The 16415-nt window shown below is 50.5% G+C and carries 12 protein-coding genes; 1 reads left to right on the top strand and 11 read right to left on the bottom strand.

Annotation, left to right across the window (positions count from 1 at the left end):
* Nucleotides 1-292 precede the first annotated feature (292 nt).
* The 10 genes from DXB70_RS04380 to DXB70_RS04335 form a co-directional block, all read right to left on the bottom strand.
* Nucleotides 293-1054 carry a hypothetical protein gene (locus tag DXB70_RS04380; RefSeq protein WP_147354039.1) on the bottom strand — a complete coding sequence of 254 codons (762 nt, stop codon included), beginning with the start codon at nt 1052-1054 and terminating at the stop codon, nt 293-295.
* 199 nt (nt 1055-1253) lie between these two features.
* Nucleotides 1254-1931, bottom strand: coding sequence for a (d)CMP kinase (gene cmk, locus DXB70_RS04375; RefSeq protein ID WP_118468709.1), 678 nt, complete (start codon nt 1929-1931; stop codon nt 1254-1256).
* A 23-nt stretch (nt 1932-1954) separates the two neighbouring features.
* Nucleotides 1955-3220, bottom strand: a complete 1266-nt coding sequence (locus DXB70_RS04370; RefSeq protein WP_118672727.1) for an NAD(P)/FAD-dependent oxidoreductase — start codon at nt 3218-3220, stop codon at nt 1955-1957.
* 37 nt (nt 3221-3257) lie between these two features.
* Nucleotides 3258-3674 (bottom strand): VOC family protein, encoded by a 417-nt coding sequence (locus DXB70_RS04365; protein WP_243099902.1) that lies wholly within the window; start codon nt 3672-3674, stop codon nt 3258-3260.
* 177 nt (nt 3675-3851) lie between these two features.
* Entirely contained in the window at nt 3852-5360 is a 1509-nt protein-coding gene (pap, locus tag DXB70_RS04360; protein ID WP_117795621.1) for a polyphosphate:AMP phosphotransferase, read from the bottom strand.
* Between the two features lie 52 nt (nt 5361-5412).
* A complete protein-coding gene (locus DXB70_RS04355) occupies nt 5413-5913 on the bottom strand; it encodes a DUF3783 domain-containing protein (RefSeq protein ID WP_117795623.1) in 501 nt (166 codons plus the stop codon).
* A 234-nt stretch (nt 5914-6147) separates the two neighbouring features.
* Nucleotides 6148-7251 carry a hypothetical protein gene (locus DXB70_RS04350; RefSeq protein ID WP_118472755.1) on the bottom strand — a complete coding sequence of 368 codons (1104 nt, stop codon included), beginning with the start codon at nt 7249-7251 and terminating at the stop codon, nt 6148-6150.
* A 378-nt stretch (nt 7252-7629) separates the two neighbouring features.
* A complete protein-coding gene (locus DXB70_RS04345) occupies nt 7630-11394 on the bottom strand; it encodes a phosphoribosylformylglycinamidine synthase (RefSeq protein ID WP_118672726.1) in 3765 nt (1254 codons plus the stop codon).
* A gap of 358 nt (nt 11395-11752) precedes the next feature.
* Complete coding sequence (locus tag DXB70_RS04340) at nt 11753-12391, bottom strand: histidine phosphatase family protein (RefSeq protein ID WP_118672725.1); 639 nt, start codon at nt 12389-12391, stop codon at nt 11753-11755.
* A 6-nt stretch (nt 12392-12397) separates the two neighbouring features.
* A complete protein-coding gene (locus DXB70_RS04335; RefSeq protein WP_118672724.1) occupies nt 12398-12952 on the bottom strand; it encodes a sigma-70 domain-containing protein in 555 nt (184 codons plus the stop codon).
* 139 nt (nt 12953-13091) lie between these two features.
* Between DXB70_RS04335 and DXB70_RS04330 the strand changes: the two genes are divergently transcribed.
* Complete coding sequence (locus tag DXB70_RS04330) at nt 13092-14015, top strand: LysR family transcriptional regulator (RefSeq protein ID WP_022359290.1); 924 nt, start codon at nt 13092-13094, stop codon at nt 14013-14015.
* Here the strand turns inward: DXB70_RS04330 and DXB70_RS04325 are convergent.
* A complete protein-coding gene (locus DXB70_RS04325) occupies nt 13951-16335 on the bottom strand; it encodes an ATP-dependent DNA helicase (protein ID WP_118672723.1) in 2385 nt (794 codons plus the stop codon). The genes DXB70_RS04330 and DXB70_RS04325 overlap by 65 nt on opposite strands.
* Nucleotides 16336-16415: the final 80 nt, after the last annotated feature.

Here is a 16415-nt window from a genome sequence, read left to right as displayed (position 1 = left end):
TGGTCTGGCACAAACAGCGGCACCCACTGCCCATATCAGCTTGTTTCATTATAGATGGGGTATGCTTAAAAGTCAATTTATCCTGGAAATTATATCAAAAAAGCACCTCTCATCCGGTTACTCTTCACGCACGTGCCCAGTAACGGAATTTGCCGTGGCTTCACATTTAAATACGGCAAATTCCTGCTGCCACCACGTTTTCCTACGGCACTTTCGGTTCCAAAAGTGCCTACCCGTGAACTCTCTCATCCGGATAAAAGGTGCTCTCCTCCTCTTAATGATTTTATATTTTTTATGGCATAAATTTCCGGTAAATCGAAATGATTTTCTCATTCTTCACCGTCACAGCCGTGTTGTATGGCTTAAACTCGCCGATCAGCCGATCACGGATCGCGAATAATTCTTCCGCGGTATACACCTGCGGCGGTGTATCCGGGTCAGAATCATCTGTCAGGACAAAGTTCTCATCCATCTGCAGCGTAACCTCTCCCAGCTTATGGTAACTTCTCCCGACTGCCATCTCCGAGCCATAAAAGGAATCCTCCTCTACCATTCTCAGCTCTTCTCCCCCCTGTGCCGGACCGCCATTGATCTCGATCCGCCCAGACTCCTGTCGGTCAATCGAAGTAATGAGACATTCTTTCCCATCGATGAGCAGCGTATCTCCCGCCCGCAGTTCATCGATATCTGCCTTATGAAAATGCTCATAGTCATAGACCGTCAATGTGATGATAACATTGCTTTCATCCTGATGGATCTGCTGCGGTTTGAACCCAGCTGCAAAGGTACAGTTGTCAAAATGCGTCATATTGAGGGTTTCCCGGACTGGTTCAACCGTGAGCTGTTCCGTCCGCTCAGTTTCCTGCGTTTTATCCCGTTTGGGCTGCTCCTGCGCCTGATCATTTTCAGCCACAGCCTCACGGATCGCCCCCTGGCTCTCCTCATCGACAGCCCCTTCCTGTGTGGCTGTCTCCGATGCCGCGCCCGCACAGGCGGTCATCCATACACTCATCCCAAGTGCTGCGGCGATCCATGTTTGTTTCAATCGTCTCATGTTTGCTGCCGCCCCTTTTCGGCTTCTCCTTTTTCCTGGCATTTTCGTAACTGTTCAGTACCTTCACAGTCACGCGCAAAAATCCATCAAAAATTGCCTACGGCAATGGGATTTTTGCCTGCTGGCCCATGTTTTCGTACGGTCAGCGCAGTAAATGCGCAGACCTACTGAACTGTTACACATTTTCTAAATTAAAGTCTTACGCCTGCTTTTTCTTTGCCGCCTCAACCAGCTTCTCCATCTCCCGCATTACCTCTTCAAAATTCAACGCAGAAGTATCCAGTAAAATGGCGTCCTCAGCCTGCTTGAGAGGCGACAATTCCCGGTGCATATCGCGGTAATCGCGCTCGATGATATCCTGCTCGATCGCCTCCAGGGAACAGCTTTCCCCGCGTTCGGTCAGCTCTTTATAACGGCGTTCAGCTCTCACATGACTGCTCGCGGTCAGATATACTTTCAGGGTCGCATCCGGCAGAACCGCCGTTCCGATATCCCGGCCATCCATCACGACATCCCGGCGTCCGGCTAATTCACGCTGCAGCTCCACCAGTTTTTTGCGGACCGGCGCATAGACAGAGGTATTCGAAGCCATATTTCCAACCGCCTCCGTCCGAAGCTCGCTGCTGACATTCTCCCCATTTAAATAAACCTGCTGGATCCCATTTTCATATTCCAGTGAAATGGAAACCGTCTCACAGGCGCGTCCGATCGCCGCCTCATCATGGCTGTCGATGCCCTGGCGCAGAAAATACAATGCCATCGCCCGGTACATCGCCCCCGTATCTACATAAATATATCCATAATCTTCCGCCAGCTTCTTTGCCACTGTGCTCTTCCCAGCCCCGGCTGGTCCATCAATCGCTATATTAATCGGCATTTCGTTTCCCCTTTTTCATATCGTTATAATTCATGATTTTCCGCTGCGCTCCGTCCTGCCAGCACACCGGTCGACCACGCAATTTGTAAGTTGTAACCGCCCGTGACTGCATCGAGATCCAGCACTTCCCCAGCAAAATAAAGCCCTGGAAGCTTCTTCGACTCCATCGTGGATGGATTAACTTCTTTTACCGTCACACCGCCCTGGGTAATGATCGCCTCATTGAAACCTCGCAGCCCGGTCAGCGTCAGTGTAAAATGCTTTGTCACCTCCGCCAGCCGTCTCCGCTCTTCCTTCGTCACGGCGTTGACCTGCTTGTCCGGCTCAATGCCGCTGCGGCGAATTATGACCGGTATCAGTTTTGATGGGTACAGATGGTTCAGCGCATTTTTAAACTGTTTATTCTTCTCCACCTCAAAATCGCGCAGAATCCGCGCATCGAGCTGTTCCATGGAAAGCGCCGGTTTCAGATCGAGCATCAGAGTCAGCGGACCCTTTTTCAGTTTTTTCGCTGCATAACTGCTGGCACTCAAGAGTACCGGACCCGAAACGCCGTAATGGGTAAACAGCATCTCACCAAATTCACAGTAAACCTCTTTCTTTCCATTTAAAATAGCAGCTTCCACGTTCCGCAGGGAGAGTCCCTGCAGCTCCTTCACATCTTCCTTCGTCTCAAACGGAACAAGCGCCGGCGAAAGTTCCGTCACCTTGTGCCCTGCAGCCTCCGCAAACCGGTAACCATCGCCGGTTGAGCCGGTCGTCGGGTAGGACAAACCGCCCGTCGCCACGATCACTGCATCCGCAGCTATGTAGGAGCCCTTTTTCCCACGCTCATTACCGCCCTGCGCCAGAATCACACCTTTTAATACACCATCCTCCAGCCACAGTTCCCGGACTCCCTGATTCAATTCTACTTTCACGCGCAGTTCCCGCAGCCGTCTTGCAAACGCCGATGTCACATCCGATGCCCGGTCAGACACCGGAAAGACACGGTTGCCGCGCTCCACCTTAACATGACAGCCGTTCGCCTCCAGAAAATTCTTCATATCCTGGTTACTAAAACCGTAAAATGCACTGTATAAAAAGCGGCTGTTTGTCACAACACTGTCAAACAGGCCTTCCATATCACAGTCATTCGTCACATTGCAGCGCCCTTTTCCCGTGATATAGATCTTTTTTCCCAGTTTCTCATTCTTTTCATAGATCGTTGCCGCGCAGCCATTTTCCGCCGCCGCAATCGCAGCCGCCATGCCGGCTGCCCCGCCGCCGATCACGATTATTTTTTTCATATTGCTATCCTTTTCGTTTTTATATCGCCTGATGCTATCAATCCTGTACCAGGTGGATCGCAAATCCGCCGACTTCTTCTTTAAAATAGGCGAAAATACAGCGCCCCTGCTCATCAAAGCGCTTCGTCTCTTCCCGAAGCGTCATACCGCGGTTCACAAAGTATCGGATCGCCGCCTCGCAATCATTTACGCCAAAGCCAATATGGCCGTAGGTTCCGTGGCTCTCCACCTTCATATTTTCCGTCAGGTCCCCGCTGAACACAGCTTTCTCCGTCTCGCGCGGCATCAGCCCCATCAGACGCGCCAGTGTCTCAGTAACCTCCCAGGCCTCGTCTTCCGATTTTGTATTGATTCCCACGTGTTTTACGTGCATATGAAATAATTCCATCGGGGTTGGATCCCCCGCATGCTCTGCCATAAATGCTAGTGTGCGCTCTTTTGCTGTCTGCTCCATTTTGTCCGCTTCCTTTCTATCGCTACACTTAACGCAAAGTTACACAAATGTTTGTGTTTTTCAAAATTGCCGTCTTTTTCTTTAAATATTGATTTTACTGTATCTTACGAAGAATTGCAACCGCGCTTCTTCATATTTCCACACATGATTACCAAATCGGCCGTCCGCTTCTTTCTATCACTTACGCAGCTTTTTTACCTCACGGATCTTCTCCTCCATCGCCTCCACAACCGTTTCCAGCACCTTGACGCGCGCGAAATATTTGGAATTTCCTTCTATGATCGTCCACGGGGCATAGGTAGTAGAGGTCCGCACCAGCATCTCATTGACTGCCTGCTCGTATGCGTCCCATTTTTCACGGTTGCGCCAGTCTTCGTCCGTGATCTTCCACTGTTTTGCCGGAGCCTCCATGCGCTCCTTAAAGCGGCGTTCCTGCTCATCTTTATCAATATGAATCCAGAATTTCACGATCACCGCGCCAAAATTCGCCATGTGCTCTTCCATCTCGTTGATTTCCTGATATGCCCGTTTCCAGTCCGCCTCACTGCAGAAGCCCTCGATCCGCTCCACCATCACGCGCCCGTACCAGGTGCGGTCGAAGATCGCAATATGCCCCGCTTTCGGCATCTCCCGCCAGAAACGCCACAGATAATGGTGTACCTTCTCCACATCATTCGGTGCAGCCGTCGGATTGACCTTGTAGCCGCGTGGATCCAGGTGGCTTGTCAGGCGCCGGATCGCACCGCCTTTTCCCGCCGCATCCCAGCCTTCAAAGCCGATCACCACCGGAATCCGCAGCCGGTACAGCTCGCCGTGCAGCACCTCCAGCTTTTTCTGCAGCTTATCCAGACGTTCCTTATATTCCTCGCGTGTCAGCGTTTTCGTCAGATCCACGCCGGAAAGCACGCCATTTTTAAACCGCTCATCTGGAAGTTTGACCGGCGGATGCACCGCCCCTTCCTCGCGTTCCATTCGGCGGCGGTTCAGCTCATACTCCAGCCGGTCTGTGACGGTGGATAAAATCTTGACTGCCGCATAATTTTTATCAGTCGCTTCCACGATCGTCCACGGCGCGTACCCGGTATCCGTCCGCTGCAGCATTTCCTCATTCATCTCCAGAAACGTATCGTAATCCTTGTTGCGCTTCCAGTCCGCCTCCGTCACACGCCACGCAGTCTCTTTGCTTTCTTCCAGCCGTTTAAAGCGCTTTTTCTGCTCGTCCCTGGAAATATACAGAAACAATTTGATCAGAATCATGCCGGAATCTGCCAGCTGCTTTTCAAATGAAAGGATATCCCTAAACGCCCCGTTTAGCTCCTGCCGCTTCGTCTCTTTGTCAAACCGGTCAACGGTAACCTTATCGTACCAACTCTTGTCAAAGATCATCATTCGCCCATCTTCCGGTGTCTTCGTCCAATACCGCCAGAGAAATGGACGCATCCGTTCCTCTTCTCCCGTCTCCCGGCTCGCATAAACATCAAAGCCGCGCGGATCCAGCGGCTGGATCAGGCGGTTGATCTGCGTTCCCTTACCGCCTGCCCCGAAGCCGTCAAATACGATGACAACCGGGATCTTTTCCGCCTTACAGGCGCGCTGCAATTCTCCCAGCTTCACATCCATCTCTTCCCGAAGCTTCTTGTAGTTTTCCTTATCCACTGATTTATTCAAATCTACTTTTTCCAGCATCTTTCCACCTCCACATCAAGCAGTAAAATGACCTTTCACCAATCCCATGGCATCACAACGCTTCGTCTTTACCCTTCCCCGTCATCATCTCATGCTCTTTTTTGATCTCTTCGTATAATTGTACCGAATCCCACTTCATATTATACGGTGTCAGGACTGCTTTATAATCAATCCGTCCGACTCCCTTTTTTCGGAGTGCATAGATAAATGCATCGATCTGGGCGGAAGAAAAGCCTGCCATGATCGCCATCTCATCCGAGAAATCCATTTTCCTGGAAGAATCATTCTCCGGCACTTCTCGCTGCAGCCTCCCGTCTGCCTGTTTCTGCGCGGTCCCTTCTTTTTGCGTTTCCTCCCCGGCCTCTATTGCCTGTCCGGCTTCCCTGAGGACATCCTCATTCAGTCCTTTCACACCAGCCAGCACGCCCACCGGCAGCCCGTACTCCTCCTTTTTCACTGCCCTTAAACGGAATCCCAGCGGCATAAGCGCCTGCTGCACCTTCATTTTTCTTTTGGAATCAGTAAAATTATACAATAATACAGTTGGTTTCATCGTAATTTATCGATTCTCCTCTCTGTTTCTTATTCCCGCCTCATCAATTCTCCGGCTTCTCAATATGATTCTCTATTATATCCTTTTTCTCCCCTTCTGTGCAAGAAAAACAAAAAACAGCGGCATCAGCCACTTGCTTTCGCTAGTCCGCTGTCTGCCGCTGTCTGATTTTTATTTCATTTATGTATGTTTCCGCATTTCAGATTCTCTTCCGGTCTGCAGTCGGATATCTCCTTAGTGAAGAACACCATTTGCATCCGCTATCATACCGTTCGGAGCTACCATGTTAGTCCAGAGTGCTCCGCTATTCAGGTCAAACAGATACCATGCGCCATCGATGAACTGATAGCCTGTCTTTCTTGCACCACGGGTACCGTCGGATACCGGATTCAGATAATACTTATACGGTCCAATCTGCTGCCAGCCGGTCAGCATCTTGCCTCTCGTACCATCGGATACCGGGTTTAAATAGAACCAGTTATTATCAGTATAGATCCAGTCTGTATCCATGAATCCGTTTGCATTCAGATGATACCACTCATTATCAACATATACCCAGTTGTTCTTAACCGGTACACCATTGATGTAGTAAGACCAGCCGTAAATGCTGTTTACCCACTGACCATTCGCATTTGCCGGAGTGGAACCACCAGAAGAATTATCGGTCGGAGGTGTACCTGTATACACATCTGAAGAATTCATATAATATTCATCGGACTCGTCACTCCACTCACCCTTATCGCTTCCGTCAACCGCGCGCACCTTAAAGGTATAATCGCCGGATTTCGTCATATATGGGTAGAAATTGTAGCTTGTGCCTGTAGTTGTAACAGTCGTTACGGTAGAACTGTTGCGGTACAGTTTAACTTCATACTTGCTTGCATCCGATACGCTGTCCCAGGTTGCGGTACGATTGCTCCAGCTAAGATCTTCGACCGTATCCAAATCGCCGTCAACAGCTGACATCGTAATCTTAACTTTCCACTCGCTCTTATCGCCAGATCGCTTCGTAACTTTGTAAGCCGACTTGGTTGCAGAAAGCTTTGTGCCGGATAACTGATAACCGTCCTTTGCCTCGATCGTCAGGTAGATGACCGGCTTATCACCTCTCTCCCACTCGCTGTCGTCATTGTCAAACTCCTGCTCGGTAATCTCAACATTACCCTTCGTAACTTGTACATCCGGATCCCCGATGCTGTCGCCCGCTTCCGGTTTCGCATTGACACGGAACTTAACTTCCGAGATCTTTTTGTCAGCCGCGTATGCCGGAATACTCATAGCCAGTGCCGCCATGATAGCAAGAACGGAAACCGCCGCTGCCTTCAGGTTATGTCTCATATCCCATCCTCCTTTTTTAATGTACTCTCGCGTACAAAATCTTGTTTTCATTATAACAAACATATCCGCCTGCGTCAAAATAAACTGTCGGTATTTTCAAAATTTTCCCCTTGTTTTTTTGAAGTAGATGTCTGCTTTCTGTTATTGACAGGATACCACACTTTTATTACCTGAGAATAACTTTTTGTTTAAGGTTTTCTGACATTTTCGTCAATGGTAGAATTTATATCATAATTGATATTTCCTGTGACATAAAAAAGAATGTACCTTTTTGTGTGATGGGGAATTCCAAGGAATTTTCTATCACACAAAAAATAGACCGGGGCAGATTTCTGCGGTCCGGTCTATTTCTACCTTACTTAAAAGCAGGTGTTCATTTTATTTGAAATACTCCACACCTGAAGCAAACAGCTGCATATCCTGATTTCCATAGATATTCATGCCTGTATCGCTCCAGCAGCGCTCGTTGTGACCCATCTTACCAAGAATACGTCCATCCGGGCTTGTGATACCCTCGATGCACTGGTAGGAACCGTTCGGGTTCCACTCCTCGCTGACGGATAAGTTTCCGTTCGGATCGCTGTACTGGATCGCGATCTGACCATTTGCGCGAAGTTTTGCAAGCCACTCCTCGTTGGCTACGAAACGTCCTTCACCATGGGACATCGGGTTGCAGTATACGCCTCCCAGCTCTGCTTTTCTGAGCCACGGGGACAGGTTAGATACAACCTTTAAGTATGCCATGCGGGAAATGTGGCGTCCAATGTTGTTGGTTGTCAGAGTCGGGGAATCTGCTTTCTGCGGCTCAATCTTGCCTCCGGTTAAAAGTCCCAGTTTGATTAATGTCTGGAAGCCATTGCAGATACCCAGTACCAGGCCATCCCGGTCATGAAGCAGTTTGTCGATCTCCTCCATCATCGCCTCGTTGCGGAATACCGTAGCGAAGAATTTAGCCGAACCATCCGGCTCATCACCTGCGGAGAATCCACCCGGGAACATGATGATCTGGGATTTCTTGATATCCTCTTTGTACTGCTCGATGGAAGAACGGATATCGGATGCATTCTGGTTGCGGAATACACGCACAATCGTCTCCGCTCCGGCTGCCTCAAACGCTTTCGCGCTGTCCAGCTCGCAGTTGGTACCCGGCATTGCCGGAATAAATACAGTTGGTTTTGCCACTTTATGTTTACATACATATACCTTATCGGTATTGTAAAGTGTCTCTTCTGCTGCCTTCATCGGTGCGCCGGAAGCGGTCGGGAACACTTTCTCCAGGGTTCCGGTCCATGCTTTCAGAGCCTCTTCCATGGAGATCAGGGTACTGCCATACTCGAAGGTTCCCTTGTCGGTTACCTCACCGATCACGGTGTACGGAATGGACAGCTCGCCTACCTTGCCGTCCGGAACCTCGCAGACAATATTGCCCCAGCCAGCGGCGAAGAAGTCTCTCGGATCTACATTGTGCTCAATCTTTACGCCCAGGCGGTTACCAAATGCCATCTTGCTGACAGCCTCTGCCACACCAGCACCCTCAACCGCATATGCGGAAATAATCTTTCCAGACTCCATATCGCGGTAGATTTTCTCGTAACCATCCATGATCTGGCTGTATACCGGCAGGTCATGTGCATCTTTCTCGATGGTAAAGAGAACAATCTTGCTGCCCGCTTTCTTAAATTCCGGAGATACCACGTGTTTGGTATCGGAAATATCAACTGCAAAGGAAACCAGTGTCGGCGGTACATCGATTTCGCCGTGCTCTTCATCATAGAAGCTGCCGGACATACTGTCCTTGCCGCCGATGGACGGAAGTCCAAATCCGAGCTGCGCACTGTAAGCACCGAGCAGAGCGGAGAACGGCGTGCCCCATCTCTTCGGATCTTCCGTCATACGTTTGAAGTACTCCTGGAAGGTAAAGCGGATCTTGTGGAAATCACCGCCGTTTGCCACGATCTTGGCAACGGAATCCAGCACTGCGTAAGTAGCGCCGTGGTACGGGCTCCAGCTGGACAGGTACGGATCATAGCCGTAGCTCATCATGGTAACGGTATCGCATTTGCCCTCGCTCATCGGCAGTTTTGCCACCATCGCCTGTGTCTCGGTCATCTGGTGAACGCCGCCGTATGGAAGGAATACGCTGCTTGCGCCCACGGTGCTGTCGAACATCTCAACCAGACCCTTCTGGGAGCATACATTTAAGGAAGAAAGCATGGACAGCCATTTTTCTTTGACATCCTTTACTTCCTGTTTATCAAATACATTGCCTTCCTTGGTCGGAACCTCAACGGTAACAGTTGTCTCCTGATGTGCACCGTTGGTATCCAGGAATGCACGGCTTAAATCTACGATCGTCTTGCCTCTCCAATTCAGAACCAGACGCGGAGACTCGGTAACAACGGCAACCGGAACTGCCTCCAGGTTCTCTTCTGCTGCGTAAGCAAGCATCTTATCAACATCTTTCGGATCTACCACCAAAGCCATACGCTCCTGTGACTCGGAAATCGCAATCTCCGTTCCGTCCAGACCTGCATATTTCTTCGGAACCTTGTCAAGGTCAATCTGAAGTCCGTCAGCTAACTCACCGATCGCTACCGATACACCGCCGGCGCCAAAGTCGTTACACTTCTTGATCAGACGGCTGACCTCCGGGCGGCGGAACAGTCTCTGTAATTTACGTTCGGTCGGTGCATTGCCCTTCTGAACCTCTGCGCCGCAGACCTCGATGGACTCCTCGGTATGTACCTTGGAAGAACCGGTTGCGCCGCCGATACCATCACGGCCGGTACGTCCACCCATCAGGATGATTACATCGCCCGGATCGGAAGTCTCACGGATGACATTTTTGCGCGGAGCTGCTGCCATAACAGCACCGATCTCCATACGTTTTGCCACATAATTTGGATGATAAATCTCTTTTACATAGCCGGTAGCAAGACCGATCTGGTTACCGTAGGAGCTGTAGCCATGTGCTGCATCCTTTACGATGCGCTTCTGCGGAAGTTTGCCGTGCAGTGTCTCCGACATCGGACGGGTCGGATCAGCCGCACCGGTCACACGCATAGCCTGATATACATAGGTACGTCCGGAAAGCGGGTCACGGATAGCACCGCCTAAGCAGGTGGCAGCGCCGCCAAACGGCTCAATCTCGGTCGGATGGTTGTGGGTCTCATTCTTAAAGTTTACCAGCCACTCTTCTTCCTTGCCGTCGATGGTAACCGGAACTACGATACTGCACGCATTAATCTCCTCAGACTCCTCCAGATCCTCCAGCTTGCCTTCACGGCGAAGCTTCTTCATAGCGAGAACAGCCAGATCCATCAGGCAGACAAACTTGTCATCGCGATCTTTGTAGAGAACCTCGCGATCTGCCAGGTACTGTTTGTAGGAAGCTTCCATCGGCTCATTGTAATCGCCCTTTGTAAAGGTAACGTCCTTTAACTCAGTCTGGAAGGTCGTATGACGGCAGTGATCGGACCAATATGTATCCAGCACGCGGATCTCGGTCACAGACGGATCTCTCTTCTCTTCGTTCTTAAAGTAGTTGTGGATATGCTCGAAATCCTTGAACGTCATCGCAAGGTTCAGGGAATCGTAGAGTTCTTTTAACTCTGCCTCGCCATAACCGCAGAAGCCATCGAAAATCTTGACATCCTCCGGCTGCTCAAATACCGTTACCAGCGTTTCCGGCTTTGCGTTGTTATTCTCACGGGAATCCACCGGGTTAATGCACAGGGACTTGATGCCCTCGATCTGCTCCGCGGTCAGTGTTCCGGAAATAACATAAGTTGTCGCGGAACGGATCACCGGATTTTCCTCTTCATTCAGAAGTTTCACACACTGTTCTGCGGAATCGGCTCTCTGATCGAACTGTCCCGGCAGGAACTCAACGGAAAAGATCGTATCGCCTTCCTTGAACGGGAATGCCTCCTCATAGACAAAATCAACCGGCGGCTCAGAGAAGATAGTAATCAGCGCTTTCTGATATGTATCCTCTGATACATCCTCAATATCATAGCGGATCAGTACGCGGACATCGGTGATCGTGTCGATCCCCAGATAGCTTGCGATCTCCTCTTTCAGATCGTGAGCCAATACGGCAAATTCCGGTTTTTTCTCAACGAAAATACGTCTTACGCTCATGTTTTCCTCCTGTTTTTTCGTATTTTAATGTTTCATGTTCTGTAAAATACATTCATTTTTCAGCATAAAAGGCAAATGCCTTCTTCTAGCATCTGCCTTTATCATACACAATTTTTATAGATTAGTAAAATTAATATATTTAATATTTTTTATTAACGCATCTTATTGGTTACTGTTCACGCATACGTGCCCAGTAACGGAATTTGCCGTGGCTTCGCATTTAAATACGGCAAATTCCTGCTACCACCACGTTTTCTTACGGCACTTTCGGTTCCAAAAGTGCCTACCCGTGAACAGTAACTCTTATTGTATCTCTTGCCTTATTTCATTCCTGCTTTTTTCATTTTGAAATCATTCTTTAAAACGATTTTTTCTGTTCCAACGTCCCTGTCTCATTCAGTGCAAGCAGCTTTCCCATCCCCGTCGAACGGTCATACGAAACAACCGACAGACTGGCATTCGCCACAATGATCTCCTGCGGCTCCCGATGGAAACGGAGCAGATAATTCATCAAAAAGACGAGGATCCCACCGTGCGCCACGATCACCGCATCCCCGGCTGTCTCCTCCAAAATCTGTCGGATCGCCCGTTCACTCCGCGCCTCGCAGGATTTTCTTGATTCTCCGCCGGACGGGATGCCGACCATCGGCTGTTCCCTCCACAGATGAAATTCATCCGGGTACTCTGCTTCCACCTGCTGCCAGCTTTTGCCTTCCCAGCATCCAAAATCGCGCTCCCGCAGCCCCGTCAGGCGGCGGAGCGGTAATTTTCCTTCCTTTGCCAGGATCTCCGCCGTCTGGAATGCACGCGCAAGCGGGCTGGCATAGACCGCATCGATCCGCGTTTTTGCCGGATAGCCGCTCCTTTCTTTCAGGACAGTGGCAAGCTGCTCCGCCTGCTGCCGTCCTGTTTCGTTCAGCGGAATATCCGTCGTTCCCTGTATCTTTCCCGCCCGGTTCCAGTCGGTCTGACCGTGGCGTACCAAATAAAACAGCATTTTCTATTACTCCTGTTCATCTATCTCTTTCTGAGCCATCTCTGCCGCCTGACCACTGACCTTCATCGCGTCCATCGTCAGTTTCATGATGTCACGGATCTCATCCTCGCTCATCTTCATGCGCTCTGCCAATTCCGCAAGGGTCGCCTCGCGTCCCAGCTCCCGCGCCATGCTCGCAGAAATATCCTTGAGGACATTAACGCGCGCCGCCATCTCCTCCTCAATCTTCGTCTCGCGGTTCTGAATCTGCAGCGCATCCTCGATCGCCGCGCGCACCCGTTTCTCCATCTGTGCGTCAAAATCGCCTCCCTCATACTCGCCTGCAAACAGGAACAGTGCCATATTTGCCTCCTGCACCAGATCGCCCGCCGGAAGTCCCCGATCGTGGTACTCCTCCGCGATCTGAACCGCCTTCGCCAGTTTTAACTCCGTCAGACGGGAAGCCGCGGTCTTGTCCCCCTCCGTCAGTTTTTTCAGAAGCGCCGTTTCCTCCTCCGGCGTGCCCTGCGGGAGATTTTTCAGTTCCTCTAAGTAAATATCATAAAATGTATTAGATTCCATGTGGTATTCCCTCCTAAAAAATACATACTTCTAAGATGATTCCGTCATTTTATCACAAACAAGACACAGATACAATCATTATTGACTCCGCCCTCCAATCATGTTACACTGAATACAGTTCTATAAGGAGGACTAATAAATGGATATCAACTATGAATTATATAAAGTATTTTACCACGTAGCCTCGACGTTAAGTTTCTCCGAGGCATCTAAGCAGCTTTTCATCTCCCAGTCGGCGGTCAGCCAGTCGATCAAAGTACTGGAGAAGAAACTGAACCAGACTCTTTTCATCCGCAGCACAAAAAAAGTACAGCTTACCCCGGAAGGCGAGATCCTACTCAAGCACGTGGAACCGGCGATGAACCTGATCCGTCAGGGCGAAAACCAGCTGCTCGACTCTAACAGCTTAAACGGCGGTCAGCTCCGCATTGGCGCAAGCGATACGATCTGCCGCTATTATCTGGTGCCATTTTTAAGCGAATTTCACAAGCGCTACCCAAATATCCACATCAAGGTTACCAACCGTACCTCCATCGAATGTGCGCGGCTTCTGGACAACGGTCAGGTCGATTTTATTCTGACGAACTATCCAAACTCCGGGCTCGGTGGAACGCAGAATATCCATGTGCTGCGCGAATTCAACGATATATTCGTCGCCAATGAGACCTATTTTCCGATGAAAGACCGCCCGGTTACACTGCGCGAGCTGCAGGCGCTCCCAATCCTCATGCTGGATCGCAAGAGTACCACCAGCGAATTTCTGCACAACATGTTCCAGAAGCACCAGCTCGACCTCGTACCGGAGATTGAATTAAGCAGCAACGATCTGCTCATCGATCTGGCGCGCATCGGTCTCGGCATCGCATTTGTCCCGGATTTCTGTCTCCCGGCTGGCGAAAAAGAACTTTATGCCCTGACCCTGACTGAAGCCCTGCCGCCGCGCCAGCTCGTCGTCGTCCACAATGAGACAATGCCGATCTCACAGGCATCGCGTGAATTTATTGAACTTCTGGAAAACGGCTCCAAAATGCCTGAAGCTCCTGCTCCAGAGACGAAAGACTGACTCGTTTAACATCGCTCCATTCCCTTGGAAATAATTCCCGGTACTCCCGACGCCAGAACCGGTCATCCAGTAAAAGGATGACGCCCTGATCGGACGCGGTCCGGATGACCCGCCCTGCCGCCTGGAGTACCTTATTCATGCCCGGATACTGGTAGGCATATGCAAATCCATCTTTTCCCGCTTCTTCAAAATATCCCTGCAAAATTTTCTGCTCCGTGCATACCATCGGGAGCCCGGTTCCGACCACGATCACGCCGATCAGCCGGTCGCCTGTCAAATCGATTCCCTCCGAAAACAGACCGCCCATCACGCAGAACGCCACCAAGGAGGTATCACGTTCAGCTGTTCGTTCGGGAGAAAATTTCTGTAAAAATGCTTCTCGTTCCTCCTCGGTCATGTGAGAATCCTGGATCAAAACTTCCATACTTTTTCCGGTTTTCCCAAAACGTTTTTCCACTTCCCGCACCCGGTTCATATACTGGTACGACGGGAAGAACACAATATAATTGCCTTTTTTTGCACTTGCCATCGCCTGGATGTAGTGCAGCACCCGCCGGTATTCCGTCTCATTGCGCCGCGTATACCGGCTCGTCACATCCGTCGCCGCCAGCAGAAGACGCCGCTCCTGCGGAAACGGGGACGGCACATAGACTGTATAGTCCTCCTCCTGATCCGACAGAAGCATCCGGTAATACCGGAGCGGCAGAAGCGTTGCCGAGAAAAAGACCGCCGCTTTCCCCTGCGACAGGCACTGCGCCAGATTTTCAATCGGATTGACACAATAAAGCCGGATGACAAATTCGCCGGACGGCAGAAGTTCCGTGTAAATCCTGTAATGCTCATCGACCCGCTCATACATATCTAAAAAATGTCGCACCGAAAAATAAAAATCCAGAATCGTGTCCCGTCCATCTTCCCCGCCCGGCTTTTCCAGATACTTTTCCATTTCTCCAAAAACACTGTTTAACACTGAAACCAGATGTCCGGCATCCTTGAGCACCTGGTAGCCGCTGCACTCCCGCTTCATCTCCAGAAGCGCCTTATTTAACCTTGTAAGCTGCCGCCCCAGCGCCGGCGCACGATGTCCCAGTACCTTTTTCGTCAAAAGCACTTCTTCCTTTATAATAGAAGCACTATACATTTCCCGCGCGCGCGATACCAGATTGTGAGCTTCATCCATCAGGAAGAAATAGTCTCCCTCCGCCCCATCCGCAAAATAACGTTTCAAGCGCACGTCCGGGTCAAAGACATAATTATAATCGCAGATGATCCCATCCACAAACGAAGAAATATCGAGGCAGAACTCAAACGGGCAGACCTGAAATTTTTCCGCATACTCTAAAATTACCGAACGCGTGATTCCAAATTCCTGATGCAAAATTTCATACACCGCATCGTTGACACGGTCAAAATGCCCTTTCGCACGCGGGCACATTTCCGGATTACACACCGGTTTTTCCAAAATACACAACTTTTCCTTTGCCGTGATCGTGACCGAACGAAAATACAGCCCGCGTTCCCGCAAAATCGCCAGCGCCTCTTCCGCCACCGTCCGCGTGATCGTCTTCGCCGTCAGGTAAAAGAGTTTCTGCCCATGCCCTTCCCCGATCGCTTTAAGTGCCGGAAATACCGTCGAAAGAGTCTTTCCAATCCCGGTCGGGGCCTGGACAAACAGCCTTCGCCCGCGCTCCAGCGTCCGGTAAACCGCCACCGCCAGATCCCGCTGTCCCGCCCGGTACGGATAGGGAAATTCGAGCGCTTTGATTGATTCATCACGTCGCAGCCCGTTGTGATAGAGGTAACGCGCCCATTTGACATATTCATGGATCAGACCAGCAAACCATTCAGAAAGTTCGTCCATCGTCTGGATCTCCTGAAAGCGGCGGATCTCCTCCGTCTCCAGATTACAGTAGGTGAGCTGCAGTGTCACTTCGTCCAGCGCTTCCTGTAATCCATAGATATATCCATAACAGCGCGCCTGCGCCATATGCACGCCAACCGCTTCTTCCAGACAGTTTACATCCTGGTAAACACACTTGATCTCATCGATCGTGACATCTTTTCCATCCCGGATGATTCCATCCGCACGCCCCTCGACCACGATCTGGAATCCGTCCTCCTCCACCGAATGGCGCAGCGACACCTCCGCCTGATACCCTGATCCCATCCGCCGCTGTATCTTCCGGTGCATCCGTCCTCCAGCTAACATCGCCTCTTTCTGTGCACCCGCCGTGCGCCGGTTATCAATATCCCCCGAACGCAGAACGAACTCAACCAGATTGCGGACGGAGATCCGTATCTGCCTGCCGGTCAGCTCCATGTGTGGTTCCTCCCTTCCCCGTACATGTACTCTCGGAATCTTTCTGTGCTTGATTTTGTGAAATGATTTTTTGTCAGTTG

This window comes from Clostridium sp. OM05-5BH, assembly GCF_003481505.1.
Classification (GTDB): Bacteria; Bacillota; Clostridia; order Lachnospirales; family Lachnospiraceae; genus Otoolea; species Otoolea fessa.
The sequence above is the reverse complement of the archived record's forward strand: the minus strand, read 5'-3'. Positions and strand labels throughout refer to the sequence as shown.